We start from the raw sequence: 22,513 nt of genomic DNA, 5'->3' as shown, positions 1-22,513 counted from the left end.
GATGAGGAAAACCGCCAGGTTCGGTCTTTTGACCATTGCGGTAGTGGCGCTCAGCGCCGGCACGGCCTTTGCCGACTATCAGCTCAATATTCTGCACATCAACGACTTCCACTCCCGCGACGAGTCGATCAACAAATTCGACGCCACCTGCTCGGCAGATGAAGAGAGCAAGAACGAATGCTTCGGCGGCGCAGCCCGGCTGAAGACGGAAATCGACCTGCGCCGCAAGGCGCTCGAAGGCCAGAACGTCATCCTTCTCGATGCCGGCGACAATTTCCAGGGCTCGCTTTTCTACACGACCTACAAGGGCCAGGCAGAGGTGGAACTGCTGAATGCCATGAAGTTCGACGCGATGACCGTCGGCAACCATGAATTCGACGATGGCGAAAGCGCACTGGCGCCGTTCCTCGACAAGGTCCAGTTCCCGGTACTCGGCGCCAACGTGCTAACCGATTCGGAATCGAAACTCGGCGAGCGCATCAAGAAATCAATCGTGCTGGATGTCGGCGGACAGAAGATCGGCATCGTCGGCGTCGTCACCACGGATACGCCTGCCCTTGCCTCGCCCGGGCCGCACGTCAAGATCACCGATGACGCCCAGGCGATCAACGCCGAAGTCGACCTATTGAAGTCGCAGGGCGTCAACAAGATCGTCGCGCTCACCCATGTCGGCTACCACAGGGACCTGGACGCGATTGCCAAGATCCCCGGCGTCGACGTCGTCGTCGGTGGCCATTCGCACACGCTGCTGTCGAACATCGACCCGAAGGCGGAAGGCCCCTACCCGACCATGGTCGACAATCCCGGCGGCTACAAGGTCCCGGTCGTCACCGCCGCCTCCTACAGCCGATATCTCGGCGACATCGTCATCACCTTCGATGACAACGGCGTCGTCAAGGAAGCCAAGGGCGACCCCATCCTGCTCGATTCCTCGGTGACCCCTGATCCGGCCATGCTGGCCCGGGTCCAGGAGTTGGCAAAGCCGATCGCCGAGGTGCGCAAGAAGGTCATTGGCAAGTCCGAAGGCCCGATCGAGGGCGCTCGCGAAGTCTGCCGGGCGCAGGAATGCTCGATGGGCAATCTCGTCGCCGATGCGATGCTCGACCGCACCAAGGCGCAAGGAATGAGCATCGCCATCCAGAACGGCGGTGGCCTCCGGGCCTCCATGCCTTCGGGCAATCTGACCATGGGCGATGTCCTCACCGTGCTGCCCTTCCAGAACACTGTCGCCACATTCCAGCTGACAGGCGCGGACGTTGTCGCAGCACTGGAAAACGGCCTTAGCCAGATCGCCGACGGGGCCGGCCGCTTTCCGCAGGTGTCGGGCATCAAATACACCTTCGACAAGACCAAGCCCCCGGGCAGCCGCGTCGTGTCGGTCGAAGTCATGGAGGGCGATCGCTACGTGCTGCTCGATCCGAAGAAGACCTACGGCGTCGTCTCCAACAACTACATGCGCTCCGGCGGTGACGGCTACACGGTGTTCTCGACAAAGGGCCAGAATGCCTACGACTTCGGTCCCGATCTCGAGCAGGTCGTTGCCGACTACCTGGCGGCCCATAATCCCTACAAGCCTTACCTCGACGGCCGCGTTACGCAGGTGGCCGCCGCCTCGCCCAGCGCCCAGCCGGACGTGGTCAAGCCGACAGACACTCAGATCGCTCCCTCTGGCGAGAAGCCGGCTGAAAAGCCGACGGTGGCAACCACGCCGACACCCGCGCCGATCACTCCGCCGCCTGCAGTGTCGACCACCACAGCGGCTTCACCGACACCGCCAGCTCCGGCTCCGGCACCGGCACCGGCGCCGGCTGCGAACCCGCCGGTTGCTGCAGAGCCAAGCGCCAAACCGAAGCTTCCGACGACCCACGTGATTGCCGCCGGCGATACGCTCTGGGATCTGGCCCAGACGTTTTACGGCGATGGCGCCGACTGGAAAAAGCTCGCCGCCGCAAACCGCCATGCGAGCCCGCGTCGCCTCTTGGTCGGCCGCGAACTGCAGGTTCCGGCCAAATAATGCATCAGGCCATCGCCAACTACCGGTCCGGATTTTCCGGACCGGTTTGTTTCTACGACGTTTGAACCGATCCGCCGGCACTGCGTAGAACGGGTAACAATTTTTGAAATGAACGGACATTTGCCATGACGATAGACGTTTCCGCCCTCCCGCCAGGCCACCCGCCAGTATCGATCGGCAAGGTCGGCGTCCTGATTGTCAACCTCGGCACACCCGATGGCACCGATTACAAATCGATGCGCCGTTATCTGCGCGAGTTCTTGAGCGACAAGCGCGTCATCGAATGGTCGCGCTTCCTCTGGTATCCCATCCTCTACGGCATCGTTCTCAACACGCGCCCCGGCAAGGTCGGCAAGGCCTACGAGCAGATCTGGAACAAGGATCTGAACGAGAGCTACCTGCGCACCTACACACGCAACCAGGCAACCCGCCTCACCGAAGCGCTGAAGGACTTGCCCAACGTCACCGTCGACTGGGGAATGCGCTATGGCCAGCCATCGATCGCATCCCGCATCGACGCACTGAAAGCTGCCGGCTGCGACCGCATCCTGCTTTTTCCGCTCTATCCGCAATACGCCGCGGCAACGACGGCGACCGTCAATGACAAGGCTTTCGAGACGCTGCTGAAGATGCGCTGGCAGCCGGCACTGCGCACCGTGCCGCCCTACCACGATGACCCCGCCTATATCGAGGCTCTGGCCAATTCGGTGACCAACCATCTGGCGACGCTCGACTGGGAGCCGGAGATCATCATTACGTCGTTCCACGGCATCCCTATGTCTTATTTCAAAAAGGGCGATCCCTACCACTGCGCCTGCATGAAGACCGCCCGGTTGCTGCGCGAACGGCTCGGATTCTCCAAGGAAAAGCTGATGATCACCTTCCAGTCGCGCTTCGGTCCGGAGGAATGGCTGCAGCCCTATACCGACAAGACCGTCGAGCGGCTGGCTAAGGAAGGCGTCAAGCGCATTGCCGTCATGAACCCAGGCTTCGTCTCGGATTGTCTGGAGACACTGGAAGAAATCGCCGGAGAGGCAATGGAGATATTCCATCACGCCGGCGGCGAAAAATTCTCCCACATTCCATGCCTGAACGACAGCCCAGGCGGCGTCGCCGTGCTGGAAAAGGTCATCCGTCGTGAACTGCAGGGCTGGGCCTGAGGCTCGCAAGAGGCCAAGTCCATGCTCAGGAGACGCCCTGTCGGTCCATCTTATTGCTGTGGATCGGCAGGCGTTGGCTCGATGACTAGCTACACCGCCTGAAATCTTCGACCAACTCGTTGAGCAACCATCTCGCCGCATTGCCGAGTGGTCGGTTTCGATTGCGGACAGCATAGATCGGGATTGAAACAGGAAGAACGCTGGAATCCTTGACATCGAGCCGGACGAGAGAGCCGTCCTGCAAATGATGTTCGACCAGATGCAGCGGCATCGAGCACCACCCAAAGCCTGCCAAAAGAAACTCCAGTCGGCGAAGCATGTCCACGAACCGCCAGAAACGGGCGCTGACGACGCCATGGCTCGGCCCATCCGGCGCGTGCGGATCGGTCAGGATGAGTTGTACGTAGTCGGCCAGGGTCTCCCGGGTTATCTCCCTACTTTCCGTTGCAAGCGGGTGCGATGGAGCGACGACGGGAACGAGGGTGATCTTCGTCAGGACGTGCGCCTCGAGATCCTGTCCGGCTGTCGGAAAAAGCCCACACAGCGAAATCATCGCCGACCCATCCCGCACGCGTCGTTCTGCCGCCCAGATACTTTCGGTGAAGAGCGTCACGGGAAGATCGGGAAATGTCGACTGCAGCTTCGACAGGGTCCGCAGCACAGGGCCGGTAGGCGTCATGCTGTCGATGGCGATCGTCAGTTCCGGCTCAAGACCCCCGGCAATGGCGCCTGCCGTTCTTTCGAACAGCTCCGCCTGTCGCAGAACCTGCCGCGCCTGCGCAACCAGCACACGCCCCGCTTCCGTCAACCGGGGCGAACGGCCGGATCGGTCGAACAGGAGCACCTGCTGTGTGGTTTCCAGCGTCCGGACCGTATTGCTGATCGCAGACTGGACGCGTCGCAGCTTCCTTCCAGCCGAGGAGAAGCTCCCCGTATCCGCGATCGTCACAAGCACAGTCAACTGGTCGAGCGTCAGGGACCCAATCATCATCTATCTCCGTTAGAGATAGTTCGTATCATCAATCCATCGCTTCTCATACAGTCAGAAGCGTTTACGGTGGGCGCCAATCTCATCTGGAGCAGATAATATGAACACCACCACTCTAAACTCACCTCGAATCCTGACGATCTCGATCTGGGTCTTGCGCGTCCTCGTGGCGTTGATGTTCCTCGCGGCAGCAACGATGAAGCTGACATCGCAGCCGATGATGGTTGCGGAATTCGAACAGGTCGGCCTCGGCCAGTGGTTTCGCTTCCTGACAGGCGGCCTCGAACTGATCGGCGCCATCGCCGTGCTCGTTCCCCGCACATCCATCCTGGGAGCCCTGCTGCTTTTGCTCGTCGATGCCGGCGCTTTCGTCGCGCAGATCGCGGTCCTGCACATGGACTGGGTCCACACGATCGTCATCGGCGCAGTCATCGCCCTGCTGATCTACCTGCAGCGCCGGACCACTGCCTAAGCTCTACCCGCGCGGCAACTAGACGCCGCGCCGGTTTCCCCAGAGGGTGACGTGCAACTGCGGCAAGACGCGGGCGGCAAACCAGCCGTCCTCGGTCACCCGGTCGATAAGCCACAGCATCCTGTCGGTAATGCCGTCGAGATCGATGACGGCATTTTCCTCGGTTCCCTTCGGAGGCGTATGATTGCCGGGCTGAAGGTAGACCGGCAGATGCGGATGTTGCGCTGCCGCATCCCGGGCATAGGCATAGTCCGCGTCGTCGAAGACAACGAATTTCAGCACCGTCTCAGGCCGACCGCCGGCTGCATCCAGACAGTGCTGCAAGGCATCCCAATCCGTATCCATGCCGCTCGAGGGTGGCTTCGGGCTGAGCACCAGCACGTCGAGATCGCTGAACCAGGGCCTGGCGATCGATCCCTGGGTCTCCAGTGCGAAGCGATAGCCTTCGCCATGTCCACGAACGATCAGCGGCGCCAGCGGCTGGATGGCGGGATTGCCGCCCGACAGCGACACGGTGAGCGGGCGATGTCCGGACAGTCGCGTCACCTCCTGCCAGATTTCATCCACGGACATCGGCGCCCACGTGTCGCGAAAGGCGCTGTCCACCGCATGCAGGCTGTCGCACCACGTACAGCGATAATCGCAGCCGCCGGTGCGCACGAAGACGGTGGGCAGGCCGATCAGCACGCCCTCCCCTTGGATCGTCGGCCCGAAGATCTCGCTGATGCGGATGGGTGTCTCGGTTTCCGGTCTCATGGCCGGTATTCCGCCCAGGTCTTCGGCGTCTCACTCACCCTGACTGCCGATGTTTCCGGCAAGACCGCCCGGCACCAGTCAAAGAAGTGCTTCGCCAGATATTCAGATGTGACCGCGTCATGGCCCAGCACATCGTTGAGATGCCGATGGTCAAAGGTCTCGTCGATGTAGCGCTTGAGCGGGGCCAGTTCATGATAATCGCGCACGAAACCGTCTTCGTTGAGATCGGGCGACGAGAGCTCGACGACGACGATATAGTTGTGGCCATGCAGGCGCGCACATTGGTGATCGGCAGGCAGCCGCGTCAGTTGATGCGATGCCGAGAAATGAAATTCCTTGGTAATGCGAAACACGGCTACACCTCCGTCGCCCGGAAGGAGCCCGTGGCGGCAACCCAGAAGTCTGCATCCTCGTAATCGGTTGGATCGACGACGCCGGCGATGGAAAAGGCTTCGCGCCGCTCGACGCAGGTGCCGCAACGACCGCAATGGCGCTCGCCGCCCTTGTAGCACGACCATGTTTCGACGAACGGCGTGCCATGCTTCACGCCATCTATGACGATATCGGCCTTGGACACCGTGACGTAGGGCGCCAGCAGCGCCACGTCTGCATAGCCGTCGAGCGCCTCCGCCTGCATCCGCTGGAAACTGTCGATGAAGCCCGGCCGGCAATCCGGATAGATGAAGTGATCGCCGCCATGGACGGCGACCGCGACTGCATCGGCCTTGCGGGCTGCGGCGACGCCGAAGGCAATCGCCAGCATGATGGCATTGCGATTGGGAACGATGGTGGATTTCATCGTTTCCTCGGCATAATGGCCGTCCGGCACCGCGATATTGTCGGTGAGAGCCGAGCCAGTGAGGTGGCGGCCGATGCCGCTGATGTCGATGATTTCATGCCAGACGCCGAGGCGCTGGGCGCAGGCGGCGGCAAAATCGAGTTCCTTGCGGTGTCTTTGACCGTAGTCGAAGGATAGCAGTCCGAGGAGCGATCCCTCTGCGGCTGTTCTGTAGGCAAGCGAAACGGAATCCAGTCCGCCGGAGCAGACGACGATGGTTTTCATAACAGGTGTCCTTGTTTTTACCGGGTAGGCTGCGACCGGTTAGTTCAATGGGCGTTCTCTAGGGCAAACATCCGCAGCTGGAAACGGCTTTTTTGCGACCTGCGACAAATCGTTTGTCGCAACTTCGTCGGCAACGGGTGTGCTTCCACCATCGGCTGGGCTATGCTGCCGTGGAACAGGGATGGGAAAAATAATGCTGGGTGGATTTGATATCGTTGTAATTGCGATCGTGGTGCTTGTCGTGCTGGTTCTGTTTGCCGGCATCAAGACGGTGCCGCAGGGCTATCGCTACACCATCGAGCGGTTCGGCCGCTACACGCGCACGCTGGAGCCGGGGTTGAACCTGATCCTGCCGTTTATCGAGCGCATCGGCACCCGGATGAATGTCATGGAGCAGGTGCTGGCCGTACCGACGCAGGAGGTCATCACCAAGGACAATGCCAGCGTCTCAGCCGATGCCGTATGCTTCTACCAGGTGCTGAATGCCGCCCAGGCCGCCTACCAGGTGTCCAACCTCGAAAACGCCATTCTCAACCTGACGATGACCAACATCCGCTCTGTCATGGGCTCGATGGACCTCGACGAACTGCTGTCCAACCGCGAGATCATCAACGACAAGCTGCTGCGCGTCGTCGACGAGGCCGTCGGCCCCTGGGGCATCAAGGTAACCCGCGTCGAGATCAAGGATATCCAGCCACCCCGTGATCTCGTCGACGCCATGGGCCGGCAGATGAAGGCCGAGCGCGAAAAGCGTGCCCAGGTGCTGGAGGCCGAAGGCTCGCGAAACGCCCAGATCCTGCGCGCCGAAGGCGCCAAGCAGGCCGCCATCCTGCAAGCGGAGGGCCAGCGCGAGGCCGCCTATCGCAATGCCGAGGCCCGGGAACGCCTGGCCGAGGCCGAAGCCAAGGCGACGCTTGTCGTCTCGCAGGCGATCGCTGCCGGCGACGTGCAGGCGATCAACTACTTCGTCGCCCAGAAATACACCGAGGCCCTGACGGCAATCGGCTCTGCCTCGAATTCGAAGATCGTGCTGATGCCGATGGAGGCATCCTCCATTCTGGGCTCGCTCGGCGGTATCGGCGCTATCGCCCGCGAAGTGTTCGGCGGCGAAGCACCGAGCAGCCGACCCGCTGTCGAGCAAGCGCCTCGACCGCGCTCCACGCCGGCACGCACCACGCCGCTGGTCAATCCTCTGAACCCGCCGCGGGAGACCTGACGCATGCTGAGCGATCTGGTCGTCCAGCTCGGACCCTGGAGCTGGTGGGTGCTCGGGCTGGCGCTACTGGCGGCGGAGCTTCTCGTTCCCGGCGTGTTTCTCGTCTGGATCGGACTTGCCGCAATCGTTGTCGGCGCCCTGTCGCTTGGCCTGTGGGAGGAGCGCATCTGGAGCTGGCAGCTGCAGATGCTGCTGTTTGCTGCTCTCGCAGTCGGCGCAGCGCTACTCGGACGACGGTATGTCTATCGCAACAGGCATGAAACCGATGAGCCGTTTCTCAACCAGCGCAGCGCCGGTCTTGTCGGCCGCACCACGGTCCTCAACGAACCCATCGTCGAAGGGCGCGGACGCGTTAATCTCGACGATACCTACTGGAAGGTCATCGGCCCCGACCTGCCCGCAGGAACCCGCGTCAAGGTCATCGGCAGCGACGGCCGGCAGTTGACGGTGGAGCCTGCCTGATCAGGCAACCCCGATCCGCAACAGATCGTGGAAATGCACCAGCCCGATAGGCCGGCGGTCTTCGTCGACGACCAGCAATGCCGAGATATTGTTGTTGTTGAGAACTGCCATCGCGCCTGTCGCGAGCGTCGTTGCCCGCACCGTCTTCGGGTCGATGGTCATGATATCATCGACATTGAGCTCGGCGAGGCTCCGGCCCAGATTGCGCGCGATGTCGCCGTCTGTGACGATACCGCAGAGCCGTCCGTCAGCATCGAGAACGCCTACGCAACCGAAGCGCATCTTTGACAGCGTGCTGATCGCCTGGGGCAGCGGCGTACCTTGCGGCACGAGCGGCACACGCTCGCCGGTGTGCATGATATCGGCAACGTGGGTCAGGCTTGCACCCAGCTTGCCACCGGGATGGAAGACGTGAAAGTCGCTGGCGGTAAAGCCCCGCGCTTCCATCAGAGCCACAGCCAGGGCATCGCCTATGGCTAGTTGCAGCAACGTCGATGTCGTCGGCGCCAGGCCATGTGGGCAGGCCTCCTGCTCCTTCGGCAGCAGCAGCACCACATCGGCTTCACGGCCGAGCGAGGACGTGGCGCCGGAGGTGATGGCGATCAACGGCACCGAAAAGCGACGGCAATAGTTGAGGATGCCCTTGAGCTCGGCGGTCTCGCCGCCCCACGACATGGCAATGATCACATCGTCATGGGCAATCATGCCGAGATCGCCGTGATTGGCTTCGGCAGAATGCACAAAAAAGGCCGGTGTCCCCGTCGAGGCCAGCGTCGCCGCCAGCTTGACACCGACATGCCCGCTCTTGCCGACACCGGTAACGATGACACGGCCGGTGATATCGCCGATCAGCGCCACGGCGCGTGAGAACGGCTCCGCCAGTCCATCGGCCAAGGCACGCTCCAGCGCCTCGAGGCCCCGTCTTTCGGTTTCGATCGTCCGCATCGCCGATTGGATTGCGCCGTTCTCGACCGGATTGAAAGCTCGCTTGTTCATGGCTACGGGTTAGCGCTTTTTGCCAAATCTGTCCATGCGAGAAAGCTGGCTAAGACCCGGTGCCGACACCGATGCCGGCCTTTCGCAACGAAGCGTTAACCACATGCCTTTACGGTGGGTTAACGACTTCGAGCTTCCGGGCACGGGATAGCATGGCAATTGGCAAAGACAAGGCGGCTGACCACTCGCGCAGCGTGACGGCATATGCCGTCACGGCGGTGCTCGGTTGCGGCCTGTTGATGGCGCCGATGCAGTCAGCCGCGCAGGCCGTGAACCAGCCTGCCACCGCCACGACGCCGGTTGCTGTCGATCCGAATGCGCCCGTTACCCCAACGACGGATACGGCCGGCACCGCAACAGCAACCGCAACGGCTACGACACCGGACGCCAGGACGACCGACGCCGATGCCCGGCCCAATCCCAGGCTGGTCTTCGACGCTCCCGACATACTCAGGACGGGGTCGATCCTCGACGACGACATCGGCCGCGTGAACATGCGCGGCAGCGACCTGAATAGCCTGCGCTCCAAGGCAAGACCAACCGACGACCAGCAACTCGGCATAAAGCTCGGCACCTTCACGCTCCGACCGTCGGTGAACCAGTCCTACAATGTTGAGACCAACAAGGGCGGCGGCACCAACGATCACCGAACCTACCTGCAGTCGGACTTCGAGAACACGCTGACATCGGACTGGGATCGCCACCAGCTGACGATCACCGGCAACGGCATCTGGCAGCGCAATGTCAGCGGCACCGGCGAGGAGCAGCCAAGCATCAATCTCGGCGCCGACCTGCGCCTCGATCTTGCCGAGCAGACCACGGCCCACCTGACAGGCGGATACAAGTTCTTCCGGGAAGACACTGACGATCCGAACGCACTCAGCGGCGCGACAAAGCAATCCAACGTCAACGAGTACGATCTCGGCGCGTCGATAGAGCGTGATTTCGGCCTGCTGCGCGGCACGACCGCAGTGACCCTCGCCCGCACCGTCTATTCGGATGCTACTCTGGCGGATGGCACGCTGGTGTCGCTCAGCGATCGCAACCAGACGGCTGGCACATGGCGCGGTCGGATCGGCTATGAGCTGTCTCCGGCCCTCATCCCGTTTCTCGAGGTCCAGGTTGGCAAGGCGCTCTATGACGACGAGCGCGACAGCGCCGGCTATGAACGCTCGAACAGCAGCTATGGCGCAAAGGCTGGCGTACAGCTCGATCTTGGCGAAAAGCTGAGGGGCGAACTCGGGATAGGCTACCAGCATACCGGCTTCGACGACGCGCGGCTTGCGTCAATCGATTCGCCGACCGTGGATGGCAACATCGCCTGGTCGCCGCAACGAGGCACGGATGTCAGCCTTGGCTTTGCGACAACGGTGCAGCCTTCGACCACCGCCGGCGAGAGCGGCTATGTCGCCTATCAGCTAACCAGCACGGTAGCCCATCAGATCCGCGACACTGTCACCGGCAAGATTACCGGCGGAACTACGTGGCGCAATTATACGGATGGCAGCACCACCAGGGACCAGCAGGTCTACGATGCCGCCCTGGGCTTGACGTGGGGAATAAATCGCTACCTCGATATGACCAGCAATATCGGCTACGAACTGACGACCCAGAACTCTGGCGACGATACGCGTCAATTCCGCGCGGGCCTGGGTCTGACGGTAAAGCGTTAGAAACGCTCGGAAAAGGGAGCCGCCCGCCCCGAAAGGCGAGCAGCGCTTGGTCGTTACTTCAGGGCTGCGAGCAGCGCCTTGAAACCGTCTTCCACAGTCGGACGGATATCGGCACGCGACAGGGCGAAGGCGACGTTGGCGAGGATGAAGCCATCCTTGGCGCCGCAGTCGTAGGTTTCACCCTTGAAGTGGTAGCCAGCGAAATCCTGCTGCTTGGCAAGCTTCAGCATACCGTCGGTCAGCTGGATCTCGTTGCCGGAGCCGCGCTCCTGATGCTCGAGGATGTGGAAAATCTCAGGCTGGAGGATGTATCGGCCGTTGATGAAGAAGTTCGACGGGGCAGAACCCTGCGGCGGCTTCTCGACCATTTCGGTCACCCGGAAGCCGTTGCCGATGCTTTCGCCGACGCCGACGATGCCGTATTTATGGGTCTGGTCCGGCGCGCATTCCTCGACGCCGATGACGTTGCCGCCGCTCTGCTCGTAGAGTTCGATCATGCTTTTCATGCAGCCGACATCGGATTGCATGACCATGTCAGGCAGCAACAGCGCAAACGGCTCGTCGCCGACGATTTCACGCGCACACCAGACCGCGTGACCGAGGCCGAGCGGCTCCTGCTGGCGGGTAAAGCTGGCCGTGCCGGCAATCGGCAGAAGGTTGTTGAGCAGCGTCAACTCGGCCTTCTTGTTACGCTGGCGCAGCGTCTGCTCGAGTTCGAACTGGATGTCGAAATAGTCTTCAATGACGTGCTTGCTGCGTCCGGTGACGAAGACAAAATGCTCGATGCCGGCTTCCATCGCCTCGTCTACGACGTACTGGATGACCGGCTTGTCGACGACCGTCAGCATTTCCTTCGGTACTGCCTTTGTTGCCGGCAGAAACCGCGTTCCAAGGCCAGCGACCGGAAACACAGCCTTACGTACTTTCTTATGCAGTCCCACACGTACCTCCTGGGCGATCCGCCCGTAGTTGATCAGGCAAACGAAGCCATCGCTAATTTAAAATTGCTACGATTTGGCGAAAGATGACCGCGGCCTCGTTGCATGGTAAAGATTTTGTTGACTTTGTTTGTCTAAACTTAAGCTTGGCCTATGCGGCGCAGTGCCGTTACGAGCCATCATGATGACGGACACGGCTTCTATGACCCAAGCTCGCAAACACTCCTTTTCTAGTCTCTCCCTCGCGGTTGCGCTTGGCGTTTTTGCGGGGCTAGCGCCCCATAACGCCTTTGCAGACACAGGGTTCCGGAAGTGGATTACCGGCTTTTACGACACAGCCGAGAAAAGCGGCATCAGCAAGGCGACCTATCAGAGGGCCTTCGCCGGTGTGAACGACCCGGATCCGACCGTGCTGGAAAAAGCCGGCTCTCAAGCCGAGTTCACGACGCAAATTTGGGACTATATGGACTCCCGCGTCAACCCCTATACCGTTGAGGTCGGTCGAAAAATGGCGTCCAAATACGGGACGACGTTGCGCACGATCGAAAAGCAATATGGCGTAGACCGAAACATTCTCCTCGCCATCTGGTCGATGGAATCCAATTACGGCGCAGTTCTGGAGAAGGATGAGCGGCTGCATTACGTGCCCCGCGCCCTGGCGACCCTTGCCTACGCCGACCGCAAGCGGGCCAAATATGCCCGCACGCAGCTGATTGCCGCGCTGAAGATCCTGCAGAGGGGCGAAGTATCGCCGGATAACCTGACGGGCTCCTGGGCCGGTGCCATGGGTCACACGCAGTTCATTCCGACGAGCTACCTTCTCTACGCCGTCGACGAAGACGGCAACGGCCGCCGAGACATCTGGCATTCCGTCCCCGACGCCCTCGCGACATCGGCAAACCTGCTGATGAAGAATGGCTGGCAGACGGGCAAGACATGGGGCTACGAGGTCGTCGTTCCCAAGGGCGGCAGCGCCCAGGCCGGCAAGACCCATACGCTGAAGGAATGGGCGGCGCTCGGTTTCACAAGGCCGGACGGCAAGGCGTTTCGCCTCGCGACCGATCGTGCCCAGCTGAAAATGCCGGGCGGCGCCAACGGTCCGGGCTTCCTGATGACCAACAACTTCTTCACCATCAAGCGCTACAACGCCGCCGACAGCTACGCCATCGCCGTTGGCATGCTGGCTGACGAGATCGCCGGCTATGGCGGCATGCGCCAATCCTGGCCCCGGCCATCCGGCGCCCTCGACGTCAAGGAGAAGTTCGAACTCCAGACGCGGCTGAAATCGCTCGGTTATTACGATGGTATCGTCGACGGCAATTTCGGTTCCGGTTCGAAGGCAGCCATCGCGGCAGTCCAAGGCCGGCTGGGGCTCGGCGCCGATGGCGAACCGTCGATGGAATTGTTGAAGGCATTGCGCCGATAGCACCCGCCGTGCCGTTCGGCCAATGTCGGCCAATATCCCGGAGACGAGCAGGATGCGATCCCGGATGATTCAATCGCTGAAGACGGCCGGAAAAGCCGCGAGGCTGCTTGTTGCGGCGTTCGCGGCGGGCTGCCTTGTGCTTGTCACGGTTATTCCGGCAGGCGCCCAGCAACGCTATGAGCGCCGTACGCTCATGGATTTGCTCTTTGGCCGGCAAGCTCCGCCAGAACGCCAGCCCCGGTATGACGAGTATCCCTCACCACCCCGCCGCCAGCCTCGGCCGCCGAAAAGGACCGCAGCGCCAGTCACGAAAGCAACGACCGCAAAGCCCGACACACCGCAGCCGACCGCCAAGCTCGACTCCGCAAAGACCGTGCTCGTGGTCGGCGACTTTCTTGCCACGGGCCTCGGCGACGGCCTACGGGACGCATTTTCCGCCTCCCCTGGCGTGGCCATCCAGACACGCGGCAATATCGCCTCCGGCCTGGTGCGTACCGATTACTACGATTGGCAGGCGCAACTGCCCAAGATGCTGGATGCCTTGAAGCCGGCCGTCGTCGTCGTCACCATCGGCGCAAACGATCGCCAGCAGATGATTGCCCCTGGCCTCAACGAGAAATTCGGCAGCGATACCTGGTTGCTGGCCTATGAGGAACGGGTGCAGGCCTTTGCAAAGCTCGTTGCCACGCGGCATATCCCGCTCATCTGGGTTGGCCTGCCACCTTTTGGTTCCGACGACATGACCGCCGATGTCGTCAGGCTTAACCAGATCTACCAGAGCCAGGTGGAAAGCACAGGCGGCGAGTTCGTCGATCTCTGGGGTGGTTTTACCGATGAAGACGGCAAGTTCATCGTCACCGGCTCCGACATCAACGGCCAGCAGGTGCGCCTGCGCACTGCCGATGGCGTCAATATGACCGATGCCGGCCGGCGCAAGATGGCCTTCTACGCCGAAAAGCCGATCCGCAGGCTGCTCGGAGATCAGGCAAGCCCCGATATCGTGCGCCTCGACACCGATACGACGATCAATCCGGCTACGATGCCCGAGAAGGAAACGGCTGCGCCGGAAACCCGCACCCCTCCCATCAGCCTTTCCGATCCCGAGCTCGATGGCGGATCGGTGCTTCTCGGAAATGCGGGCCCGTCCACATCTGGCCCGCCATCGCCCCGCGACCTGCTCGTCGAGAAAGGCGAAATCGCCCCCGCGCCTGCAGGCCGCGTCGACGATTACAGGTTGCCGGACGCGACAAAGCCCTGACTCCGTCGAAGTTTACGTTTTGGAGCGTCCGGCCAGCGCCACGAGACACGCCTCGAAGGCTGTGAGGTCCGAGTAGAGCCGGCCAGCATCGGCTGCATGCACGGCAATGTGTCCCCCGCGACGCTCGATGCCACCATGCAGCATCAGGTTTTCGATCATCTCGAAATCCTCCAGAGACATCCCGTCCGGGCCGCGCTTGCGTCCATCGGCCCCTTCGCTGACGGCACCGCCATAGTAATCGCTGGTTCTGGCAAAGTGGTTGGCGGTCATATTTGTATAGGCGGCAACCAGCTTTCCCTGCGCACACATGTAGCCGAGTTCGAAGGCCGTGCCGACATCGGCGGCAATGCCGCGAAACGGCGTCAGGTTGGCAATCACACCATCCGCACGGTTCATCATGTCCTCGTCGACAGCGCTGATCTTCAGGCCGAATTCATGGCGGGTCGGCGCCGGCTCGATCGAGATATCGCCGGGGCAGATCGGTTCGAAACCGTACGTGCGGGTCATCTCCGCCTTGGCATCGAGGATTTCGCGGGCGTTGGGAAGGAAAACCTCCGGCCCCGCAAGGTAGAGTTTCAAAGCCATGGCCGGGTTTCCGCTAAAGGGCTGACAAAAGAAAAACAGCCCGGCGAACCGGGCTGCCAGGGAGGCGATGTATCAGGCCGGAAGCACCGTGCTTCCCATCAGCGCCTCGTCGATGGCGCGTGCCGCCTGGCGGCCTTCGCGGATGGCCCAGACGACCAGCGACTGGCCGCGGCGCACGTCGCCGGCCGTCCAGAGCTTGTCGACCGAGGTCCGGTAGTCCTTATCGTTGGCAACGACGTTGGTCGATCCGCGACGGTCGGTGTTGACCGTCATCTTGCCTTCCATCTCCTTCAGCACTCCGTCCGCGAACGGACCCCGGAAACCGATGGCGATAAAGGCGAGATCGGCGCGGATCACGAATTCAGTTCCGGCGATCGGCTTACGCTTGTCATCGACTTCGCAGCACTTGACGCCGGTGAGAACACCGTCCTCGCCGATGAATTCCAGTGTCGCCACCTGGAACTCGCGAACCGCACCCTCTGCCTGCGAAGATGACGTACGCATTTTGGTAGCCCAGAACGGCCAGACGGCGAGCTTGTCTTCCTTTTCCGGCGGCTGCGGGCGGATGTCGAGTTGGGTAACGCGGACCGCGCCCTGGCGAAAGGCCGTGCCGACGCAATCCGATGCTGTATCGCCGCCACCGACGACGACGACATGCTTGCCGCCGGCAAGGATCGGATCGGATGGCCAGCCGACGCTGTCGATGTTTTCGCGGCCGATGCGGCGGTTCTGCTGCACCAGATACGGCATGGCATCGTGGACGCCGAACAATTCCGTGCCGGGCACGCCGCTTTCGCGCGGCGTTTCAGAGCCACCACAATAGAGCACGGCATCATGCTCGGCGAGCAACTGCTCGACCGGCAGGTCGACGCCGACATTGGCCCCGTAGTGGAAGGTCACACCTTCGCCGGTCATCTGCTCGACGCGGCGGTCGATGAAGTTCTTCTCCATCTTGAAGTCCGGAATGCCGTAGCGCAGCAGGCCGCCGGCCTTGGATTCCCGCTCATAGACATGGACGTCATGGCCAGCACGACCCAGCTGCTGGGCGGCAGCAAGGCCAGCCGGGCCCGATCCGATGATCGCGACCTTCTTGCCGGTATGGACCGTGGCCGGCTGCGGCCGGATGAAGCCGAGCTCATAGGCTTTGTCGGCAATCGCCTGTTCGACCGTCTTGATGGCGACCGGCGCATCTTCCAGATTGAGCGTGCAGGCTTCCTCGCAAGGCGCGGGGCAGACGCGGCCGGTGAACTCCGGGAAGTTGTTGGTCGAATGCAGGTTGCGGATCGCCTCTTCCCAGTTGTTGTTATAGACGAGGTCGTTCCAGTCGGGGATCTGGTTGTGCACCGGGCAACCGGTCGGGCCGTGGCAATAGGGGATGCCACAGTCCATGCACCGGGCGGCCTGTTTCTGGACCTCGGGATCCGACATCGGGATTGTGAATTCGCGGAAATGACGAATACGATCGGACGCCGGCTGGTACTTGCCAACCTGCCGGTCAATTTCCATAAATCCTGTAACCTTACCCATACCCTAGTCTTCCCTTGCCCTCATGACTGCGTTCAGAGCAGCCAGTTTTCAACCTTTAATCCCGGAACGCGGGAAAATTCTCTTTCGTTGTTCGTCACCAGCACCGCATCTAGCGCCAGGGCGTGGGCCGCGATCCAAAGATCGTTATGCCCGATGTTTTTTCCTTGTCGCAAGGCCAGTCTCACCTCAGCATAGCGCTTGTCGCACGGCATGCTCAGTGACGCGACATAGAGCCGCCGCGTGATCGCAAAGACCGTTTTTGACAGCAGTTCAGAACCGCTTTTTTGTACGCCGTAACAGATCTCACCGTAGCTGATGATACTGATGAGCACGTTCTCCTCGCCCACCTCGATCATCTTTTCCAGCACCTTCCCCCGGGGATCACGTACCATCGCCGAAACGATGTTCGTATCGAGCATGAAGCTTGTCAAAGATCCACCTCTCGCAGCGGTCCCTCATCGTCGTGGCCGATGAGGAAGTCCTCGCCATCCCATGCCTCAGCTTGCTGCAGATAGTTGATCAGCCCAGCCGTAACCGCCGTCCTCATCAGGATGGAACCGTCCGGCTGGCGGACTAATATCGCTCGATCTCCCTCGAACTCAAATTCCTTCGGTATGCGCACAGCGCGACTGCGGCCGTTCTTGAAGATGCTGACCGTGACGCCAACGCCCTCGTCTGGCTCATTTACACGTTCGTTCATGTCAACCTCCATCGCCGCCATATGCCAACAGCATATCACGGCGATGAAGTTCGGTAAATCACTCCGCCGCGACGCCCATCCGGCTGCGCTCCATCTCCTCCAGCGCCCGGCGATATTCGACCGGCATCACCTTGCGGAACTTCGGACGATATTCCGTCCAGTTGTCGAGGATCAGCTTGGCGCGGGTGGAGCCGGTGTAGTGCAGGTGGTTGGAGATCAGCTGATAGAGCCGCTCCTCGTCGTGGCGGGTCATATCGCCGGAGACGTCGACGCGGCCCTTATGCATGAGGTCGCCACCGTGATGGTGCAGCTTCTCCAGCATGTCGTCTTCTTCCGGCACCGGCTCGAGCTCGACCATCGCCATGTTGCAGCGCTTGGCGAAATCGCCGGTCTGGTCGAGCACGTAGGCGACACCGCCCGACATGCCGGCAGCAAAGTTGCGGCCGGTTTCGCCAAGCACGACGACGACGCCGCCGGTCATGTACTCGCAGCCGTGGTCGCCGACGCCTTCGACGACGGCAATCGCGCCTGAGTTACGCACGGCAAAGCGTTCGCCGGCGATGCCGCGGAAGTAGCACTCGCCTTCGGTGGCGCCGTAAAGCACCGTGTTGCCGACGATGATCGATTCCTCGGCGATGATCTGCGAGTTTTCCGGCGGACGGATGATGATGCGACCGCCCGACAGCCCCTTGCCGACATAGTCGTTGCCGTCACCGATGAGGTTGAAGGTCACGCCATGCGCGAGGAACGCGCCGAAGGACTGGCCGGCCGTGCCGCGCAGCGTGACGCTGATCGTGTCGTCCTTGAGCCCCTTGTGGCGATAGCGCTTGGCAACTTCACCGGACAGCATCGCGCCGGCCGAGCGGTCGACGTTCTTGATGCCGACTTCGAAGGCGACAGGCGTCTTCGACGTCAGCGCCGGCATGGCCTGCTCGATCAGCTTGCGGTCGAGGATATCGTCGATCGGGTGCTTCTGCCGGGCTGTCCAGTAGGTGTCCTCCTTCGGCGCGTCGACCTTGTGGAAGATGCGCGAGAAATCGAGACCCTCGGCCTTCCAGTGCGCCAGCATCTGGTTCTTCTCGAGCAACTCCGAAGCGCCGATGATCTCGTCGAGCTTGGAGACGCCAAGCGAGGCGAGGATTTCACGCACTTCTTCGGCCACGAAGAAGAAGTAGTTGATGACATGCTCCGGCGCACCCTTGAAGCGCTTGCGCAGAACCGGGTCCTGCGTGGCGACGCCCACCGGACAGGTGTTGAGATGGCACTTGCGCATCATGATGCAGCCGGCGGCAATCAACGGCGCGGTGGCAAAGCCGAACTCGTCGGCCCCGAGCAACGCACCGACGATGACATCGCGGCCGGTCTTCAGCCCGCCATCGACCTGCAGGGCGATGCGCGAACGCAGGCCGTTCAGCACCAGCGTCTGCTGGGTTTCGGCAAGGCCGATTTCCCATGGCGAACCCGCATGCTTCAGCGAGGTCAGCGGCGACGCACCGGTGCCGCCGTCGAAGCCGGAGATGGTGATGTGGTCGGCGCGCGCCTTGGCAACACCGGCGGCAACCGTGCCGACGCCGACTTCCGAGACCAGCTTGACCGAAACATCGGCTTCCGGGTTGACGTTCTTCAGGTCGTAGATCAACTGCGCCAGATCTTCGATCGAATAGATATCATGGTGCGGCGGCGGCGAGATCAGGCCGACGCCGGGGGTGGAGTGCCGGGTCTTGGCAACCGTTGCATCAACCTTGTGGCCGGGCAACTGGCCGCCCTCGCCGGGCTTGGCGCCCTGCGCTACCTTGATCTGCAGCATGTCGGCATTGACCAGATACTCCGCCGTGACGCCGAAGCGGCCGGAGGCGATCTGCTTGATGGCCGAGCGTTCCGGGTTCGGTGAACCGTCACGCAGCGGGAAGTAGCGATCGGACTCTTCGCCGCCTTCGCCGGTGTTCGACTTTCCGCCGATCCGGTTCATGGCGATGGCAAGCGTCGTATGCGCCTCGCGCGAAATCGAGCCGAACGACATGGCACCGGTCGAGAAACGCTTGACGATATCGATGGCCGGCTCGACCTCGTCGATAGAGATCGGCTCGCGGCCGAGCGCTTCGGCACCCTTGATGGTGAACAGGCCACGGATGGTGTTCATCCTAAGGTCGGACTGGTTGACCATTTCCGCAAACTCGCGGTAGCGATCCTGCGCATTGCCGCGCACAGCGTGCTGCAGCGAGGCAATCGCATCCGGCGACCAGGCATGCGCTTCGCCGCGCATCCGGTAAGCATACTCGCCGCCGATATCCAGCGTCGTGGCGAGGATCGGATCCTTGCCGAAGGCTGCGCGGTGGCGGGAAACGGTTTCCTCGGCGATGGCATCGAGGCCGACGCCCTCGATCATAGTGGCGGTGCCGAAGAAGTACTTATCCACCAGTTCCTGCTGCAGGCCGATGGCATCGAAGATCTGCCCGCCGCAATAGGACTGGTAGGTTGAGATACCCATCTTCGACATGACCTTTAGGATGCCCTTGCCGACAGCCTTGATGAAGCGGGTGACGATTTCGCTGGCGTCGACTTCCTTCGGGAACTCGCCCTTGGCATGCATGTCGAGCAGTGTGTCGAAAGCGAGATAGGGGTTGATCGCCTCGGCGCCGTAGCCGGCGAGCAGGCAGAAGTGATGGATCTCGCGCGGCTCGCCGGTTTCGACGACGAGACCAACCGAGGTGCGCAGACCCTTGCGGATCAGATGATGGTGGACGGCCGCCGTTGCCAGCAGCGCCGGGATAGCGATGCGGTCCGGGCCCATCTGCCGGTCGGAGAGCACGATGATGTTGTAGCCGCCCTTGACCGCAGCTTCGGCCCGTTCGCATAGACGCTCGAGCATCTCCTCCATACCGCCGGCGCCGCGCTCGACGTCATAGGTGAAGTCGAGAGTCTTGGTGTCGAAACGGTCTTCCGTATGCCCGATAGAGCGGATCTTCTCGAGATCGCCATTGGTGAGGATCGGCTGGCGAACTTCCAGCCGCTTCGCCTTGGCAGCACCCTCGTGATCCAGCAAATTCGGACGCGGCCCGATGAAGGAGACGAGGCTCATCACCAGCTCTTCGCGGATCGGATCGATCGGCGGGTTGGTGACCTGGGCGAAGTTCTGCTTGAAATAGGTGTAAAGCAGCTTCGACTTCGACGACATCGCCGAGATAGGCGTGTCCGTGCCCATCGAGCCGATTGCTTCCTGGCCCGTTGTTGCCATCGGCGACATCAGGATCTTGGTGTCTTCCAGCGTGTAGCCGAACGCCTGCTGGCGATCGAGCAGCGAAACGTCGCGGCGCAGCGCACGGGGTTCTACCGTGTTCAACTCCTCGAGGATCAGCTGGGTGCGATCCAGCCACTTGCGATAGGGGTGCTTGGTCGCAAGCTCCGACTTCACTTCGTCGTCGGAGACGATGCGACCCTTGTCCATGTCGATCAGCAGCATCTTGCCCGGCTGCAGGCGCCACTTCTGGATGATGTTTTCTTCCGGCACCGGCAGCACGCCGGCCTCCGACGCCATGATGACACGGTCGTCGTTGGTGACGAGATAGCGTGCCGGACGAAGGCCGTTGCGGTCGAGCGTCGCGCCGATCTGCGTGCCATCGGTGAAGGCAACCGCAGCGGGGCCGTCCCATGGCTCCATCAGGGCGGCATGATATTCGTAGAATGCCTTGCGATCCGGCGCCATCGACTGGTTGCCGGCCCAGGCCTCCGGGATCAGCATCATCACGGCATGGGCCATGGAATAGCCGCCGCGAACGAGGAACTCGAGCGCGTTGTCGAAGCAGGCCGTATCGGACTGGCCCTCATAGGAGATCGGCCACAGCTTGGAGATGTCCTCGCCGAACAGCGGCGACGACACGGACGCCTGGCGGGCGGCCATCCAGTTGACGTTGGAGCGCAGAGTGTTGATCTCGCCGTTATGGGCGACCATGCGATAGGGATGGGCGAGCTTCCACGACGGAAACGTGTTGGTCGAGAAACGCTGGTGTACGAGGGCAACAGCCGATTCGAAACGCGGATCTGTCAGGTCCTTGTAATAGGCACCGACCTGATAGGCGAGGAACATGCCCTTGTAGACGATAGTCTTCGACGACAGCGACACAGGATAGAAGCCGCTCTCCTCGCCGTCATATTCGGCATAGATACGGTTGGAGATGACCTTGCGGAGCGTGAACAGCCGGCGCTCGAACTCGTCATGGCTGGCTGCATCGCGGCCGATGCCGATGAACACCTGCACATGGTGCGGTTCCGTGGCGGCAATATGCTCGGCCTTCGACAGCGAAGAGTTGTCGACCGGCACATCGCGGAAACCGAGCAGCACCTGGCCTTCCTCGGCGATGACATCCTCGACGGTCTTCTTGAAATGGGCGATCAGCATCTCGTCCTGCGGCAGGAAGAAGTGACCGACGCCATAATCGCCGATGGCAGGCAGAGTGACGCCCTGCAGTGCCATTTCCTCGCGGAAGAAGCGATCGGGTATCTGCACGAGAATGCCCGCACCGTCGCCCATCAGCGGATCGGCGCCGACGGCACCGCGATGAGTCAAGTTCTCGAGGATGAACAGGCCGTCCTGGACGATCTGGTGCGACTTCTGCCCCTTCATATGGGCGACGAAGCCGACACCGCAGGCATCGTGTTCGTTACGGGGATCGTAGAGGCCCTGTTTGCGCGGAAGAGCGGACATGGAATGGCGCGCCTTGACCGATGCATCCGTCTCGACGGCTGCGGCCAGGCTCAATGTCGTGGATGGCGTTACGTTCGTCATCGTCTTTCCTCCTGCAAACCCCGCGCCGCGGGCGTCCCTTCGTCCCGCGCGCCCAGTATAGGGGCGACACGCGACAGCGCTGTTGCATGTTTAAAGATCCGGCCGCAGACATCGCGTTGGGGGCGATAGATCGGCTTTCCCACCAGTCACAGTTTCGGATGCGCCATCTGGAAGGACGGGCATCGCAAAAACTATAACGTGAAATCCCAGCTCCGCTAGGATTTTTGGCGGGGTGCGGCGTCAAAGACCAAAATAGGACAGCAGCACTGTCCTAATTCATCAGTTCTATGCCAGAAAGCGGAAAGGTTAGCAAGAGCTGAAAACGAAAATATCGACGTAAGATTGCCGCAGCTTCGAATTTCGCGAAAGATAATTTCCTTTAAAGGTAAGAATTATTGCCTTGATTGCGTAGTGCGCCAGATCCACCGTGCGATGTGGCGCCGCAATTGATCCCCTCAGCCAATCCCCTACTCTGCGACGACACCCTTGCATCCCC

The 22,513-nt window shown here is 61.5% G+C and carries 19 protein-coding genes; 8 read left to right on the top strand and 11 right to left on the bottom strand.

Annotated elements, in window-relative coordinates; all coding sequences use genetic code 11:
* The first annotated feature begins 1 nt into the window (after window position 1).
* Window positions 2-2,014 carry a 5'-nucleotidase C-terminal domain-containing protein gene (locus tag J5278_RS05345; protein WP_209184872.1) on the top strand — a complete coding sequence of 671 codons (2,013 nt, stop codon included), beginning with the start codon at window positions 2-4 and terminating at the stop codon, window positions 2,012-2,014.
* Window positions 2,015-2,139: 125 nt separating this feature from the next.
* Entirely contained in the window at window positions 2,140-3,174 is a 1,035-nt protein-coding gene (gene hemH, locus J5278_RS05340) for a ferrochelatase (RefSeq protein WP_209184873.1), read from the top strand.
* 85 nt (window positions 3,175-3,259) lie between these two features.
* On the opposite strand, the gene J5278_RS05335 is transcribed toward hemH, so the two are convergent.
* Window positions 3,260-4,162, bottom strand: coding sequence for a LysR family transcriptional regulator (locus tag J5278_RS05335; protein WP_209184874.1), 903 nt, complete (start codon window positions 4,160-4,162; stop codon window positions 3,260-3,262).
* 100 nt (window positions 4,163-4,262) lie between these two features.
* Here J5278_RS05335 and J5278_RS05330 point away from each other — a divergent pair, with 100 nt between their 5' ends.
* Complete coding sequence (locus tag J5278_RS05330; RefSeq protein ID WP_209184875.1) at window positions 4,263-4,634, top strand: DoxX family protein; 372 nt, start codon at window positions 4,263-4,265, stop codon at window positions 4,632-4,634.
* A gap of 18 nt (window positions 4,635-4,652) precedes the next feature.
* Here J5278_RS05330 and queE read toward each other — a convergent pair whose 3' ends face one another.
* Genes queE through queC form a run of 3 tightly spaced genes read right to left on the bottom strand, consistent with a single transcriptional unit; the run spans window position 4,653 to window position 6,453 of the window.
* The gene (queE, locus tag J5278_RS05325) at window positions 4,653-5,390 is read right to left on the bottom strand and encodes a 7-carboxy-7-deazaguanine synthase QueE (protein ID WP_209184876.1); all 738 of its coding nucleotides are present in this window, start codon (window positions 5,388-5,390) and stop codon (window positions 4,653-4,655) included.
* Window positions 5,387-5,743, bottom strand: a complete 357-nt coding sequence (gene queD, locus J5278_RS05320) for a 6-carboxytetrahydropterin synthase QueD (protein ID WP_142830598.1) — start codon at window positions 5,741-5,743, stop codon at window positions 5,387-5,389. The genes queE and queD overlap by 4 nt, the downstream gene beginning before the upstream one ends.
* A 2-nt stretch (window positions 5,744-5,745) precedes the next feature.
* Window positions 5,746-6,453 (bottom strand): 7-cyano-7-deazaguanine synthase QueC, encoded by a 708-nt coding sequence (queC, locus tag J5278_RS05315; protein WP_209184877.1) that lies wholly within the window; start codon window positions 6,451-6,453, stop codon window positions 5,746-5,748.
* Window positions 6,454-6,643: 190 nt separating this feature from the next.
* On the opposite strand from queC, the gene J5278_RS05310 reads away from it, so the two are divergent.
* Together J5278_RS05310 and J5278_RS05305 are read left to right on the top strand one after the other, a co-directional pair.
* Window positions 6,644-7,669: an SPFH domain-containing protein gene (locus J5278_RS05310; protein ID WP_142830799.1), complete on the top strand. Its 1,026-nt coding sequence runs from the start codon at window positions 6,644-6,646 to the stop codon at window positions 7,667-7,669.
* A gap of 3 nt (window positions 7,670-7,672) precedes the next feature.
* Complete coding sequence (locus J5278_RS05305) at window positions 7,673-8,131, top strand: NfeD family protein (RefSeq protein WP_209184878.1); 459 nt, start codon at window positions 7,673-7,675, stop codon at window positions 8,129-8,131.
* Here J5278_RS05305 and J5278_RS05300 read toward each other — a convergent pair whose 3' ends face one another.
* Window positions 8,132-9,127, bottom strand: coding sequence for an SIS domain-containing protein (locus tag J5278_RS05300; protein WP_209184879.1), 996 nt, complete (start codon window positions 9,125-9,127; stop codon window positions 8,132-8,134). It abuts the gene before it with no gap.
* 152 nt (window positions 9,128-9,279) lie between these two features.
* On the opposite strand from J5278_RS05300, the gene J5278_RS05295 reads away from it, so the two are divergent.
* On the top strand, window positions 9,280-10,800 hold the full coding sequence (locus J5278_RS05295) for an outer membrane beta-barrel protein (protein WP_209184880.1): 1,521 nt from the start codon (window positions 9,280-9,282) through the stop codon (window positions 10,798-10,800).
* 53 nt (window positions 10,801-10,853) lie between these two features.
* On the opposite strand, the gene galU is transcribed toward J5278_RS05295, so the two are convergent.
* A complete protein-coding gene (gene galU, locus J5278_RS05290; RefSeq protein ID WP_142830588.1) occupies window positions 10,854-11,741 on the bottom strand; it encodes a UTP--glucose-1-phosphate uridylyltransferase GalU in 888 nt (295 codons plus the stop codon).
* A gap of 199 nt (window positions 11,742-11,940) precedes the next feature.
* Between galU and J5278_RS05285 the strand changes: the two genes are divergently transcribed.
* Window positions 11,941-13,164, top strand: a complete 1,224-nt coding sequence (locus tag J5278_RS05285) for a lytic murein transglycosylase (protein WP_209184883.1) — start codon at window positions 11,941-11,943, stop codon at window positions 13,162-13,164.
* A gap of 64 nt (window positions 13,165-13,228) precedes the next feature.
* On the top strand, window positions 13,229-14,422 hold the full coding sequence (locus J5278_RS05280) for a DUF459 domain-containing protein (RefSeq protein WP_247749176.1): 1,194 nt from the start codon (window positions 13,229-13,231) through the stop codon (window positions 14,420-14,422).
* A gap of 12 nt (window positions 14,423-14,434) precedes the next feature.
* Here J5278_RS05280 and J5278_RS05275 read toward each other — a convergent pair whose 3' ends face one another.
* From J5278_RS05275 to gltB, 5 genes are all read right to left on the bottom strand, one after another.
* Window positions 14,435-15,007 carry a nucleoside 2-deoxyribosyltransferase gene (locus J5278_RS05275; RefSeq protein ID WP_209184885.1) on the bottom strand — a complete coding sequence of 191 codons (573 nt, stop codon included), beginning with the start codon at window positions 15,005-15,007 and terminating at the stop codon, window positions 14,435-14,437.
* Between the two features lie 72 nt (window positions 15,008-15,079).
* The gene (locus J5278_RS05270) at window positions 15,080-16,534 is read right to left on the bottom strand and encodes a glutamate synthase subunit beta (protein WP_142830580.1); all 1,455 of its coding nucleotides are present in this window, start codon (window positions 16,532-16,534) and stop codon (window positions 15,080-15,082) included.
* 32 nt (window positions 16,535-16,566) lie between these two features.
* Window positions 16,567-16,953 carry a type II toxin-antitoxin system VapC family toxin gene (locus J5278_RS05265; protein WP_209184886.1) on the bottom strand — a complete coding sequence of 129 codons (387 nt, stop codon included), beginning with the start codon at window positions 16,951-16,953 and terminating at the stop codon, window positions 16,567-16,569.
* 8 nt (window positions 16,954-16,961) lie between these two features.
* Window positions 16,962-17,234, bottom strand: a complete 273-nt coding sequence (locus J5278_RS05260) for an antitoxin (protein ID WP_209184887.1) — start codon at window positions 17,232-17,234, stop codon at window positions 16,962-16,964.
* A 58-nt stretch (window positions 17,235-17,292) separates the two neighbouring features.
* A complete protein-coding gene (gene gltB, locus J5278_RS05255; protein ID WP_374108260.1) occupies window positions 17,293-22,017 on the bottom strand; it encodes a glutamate synthase large subunit in 4,725 nt (1,574 codons plus the stop codon).
* Window positions 22,018-22,513: the final 496 nt, after the last annotated feature.

Origin of the sequence: Rhizobium sp. B21/90, from assembly GCF_019355815.1 — a bacterium.
GTDB lineage: Bacteria > Pseudomonadota > Alphaproteobacteria > Rhizobiales > Rhizobiaceae > Rhizobium > Rhizobium rhododendri.
Note: the sequence above shows the minus strand (reverse complement) of the source record. Positions and strands in the feature narration are given on the sequence as shown.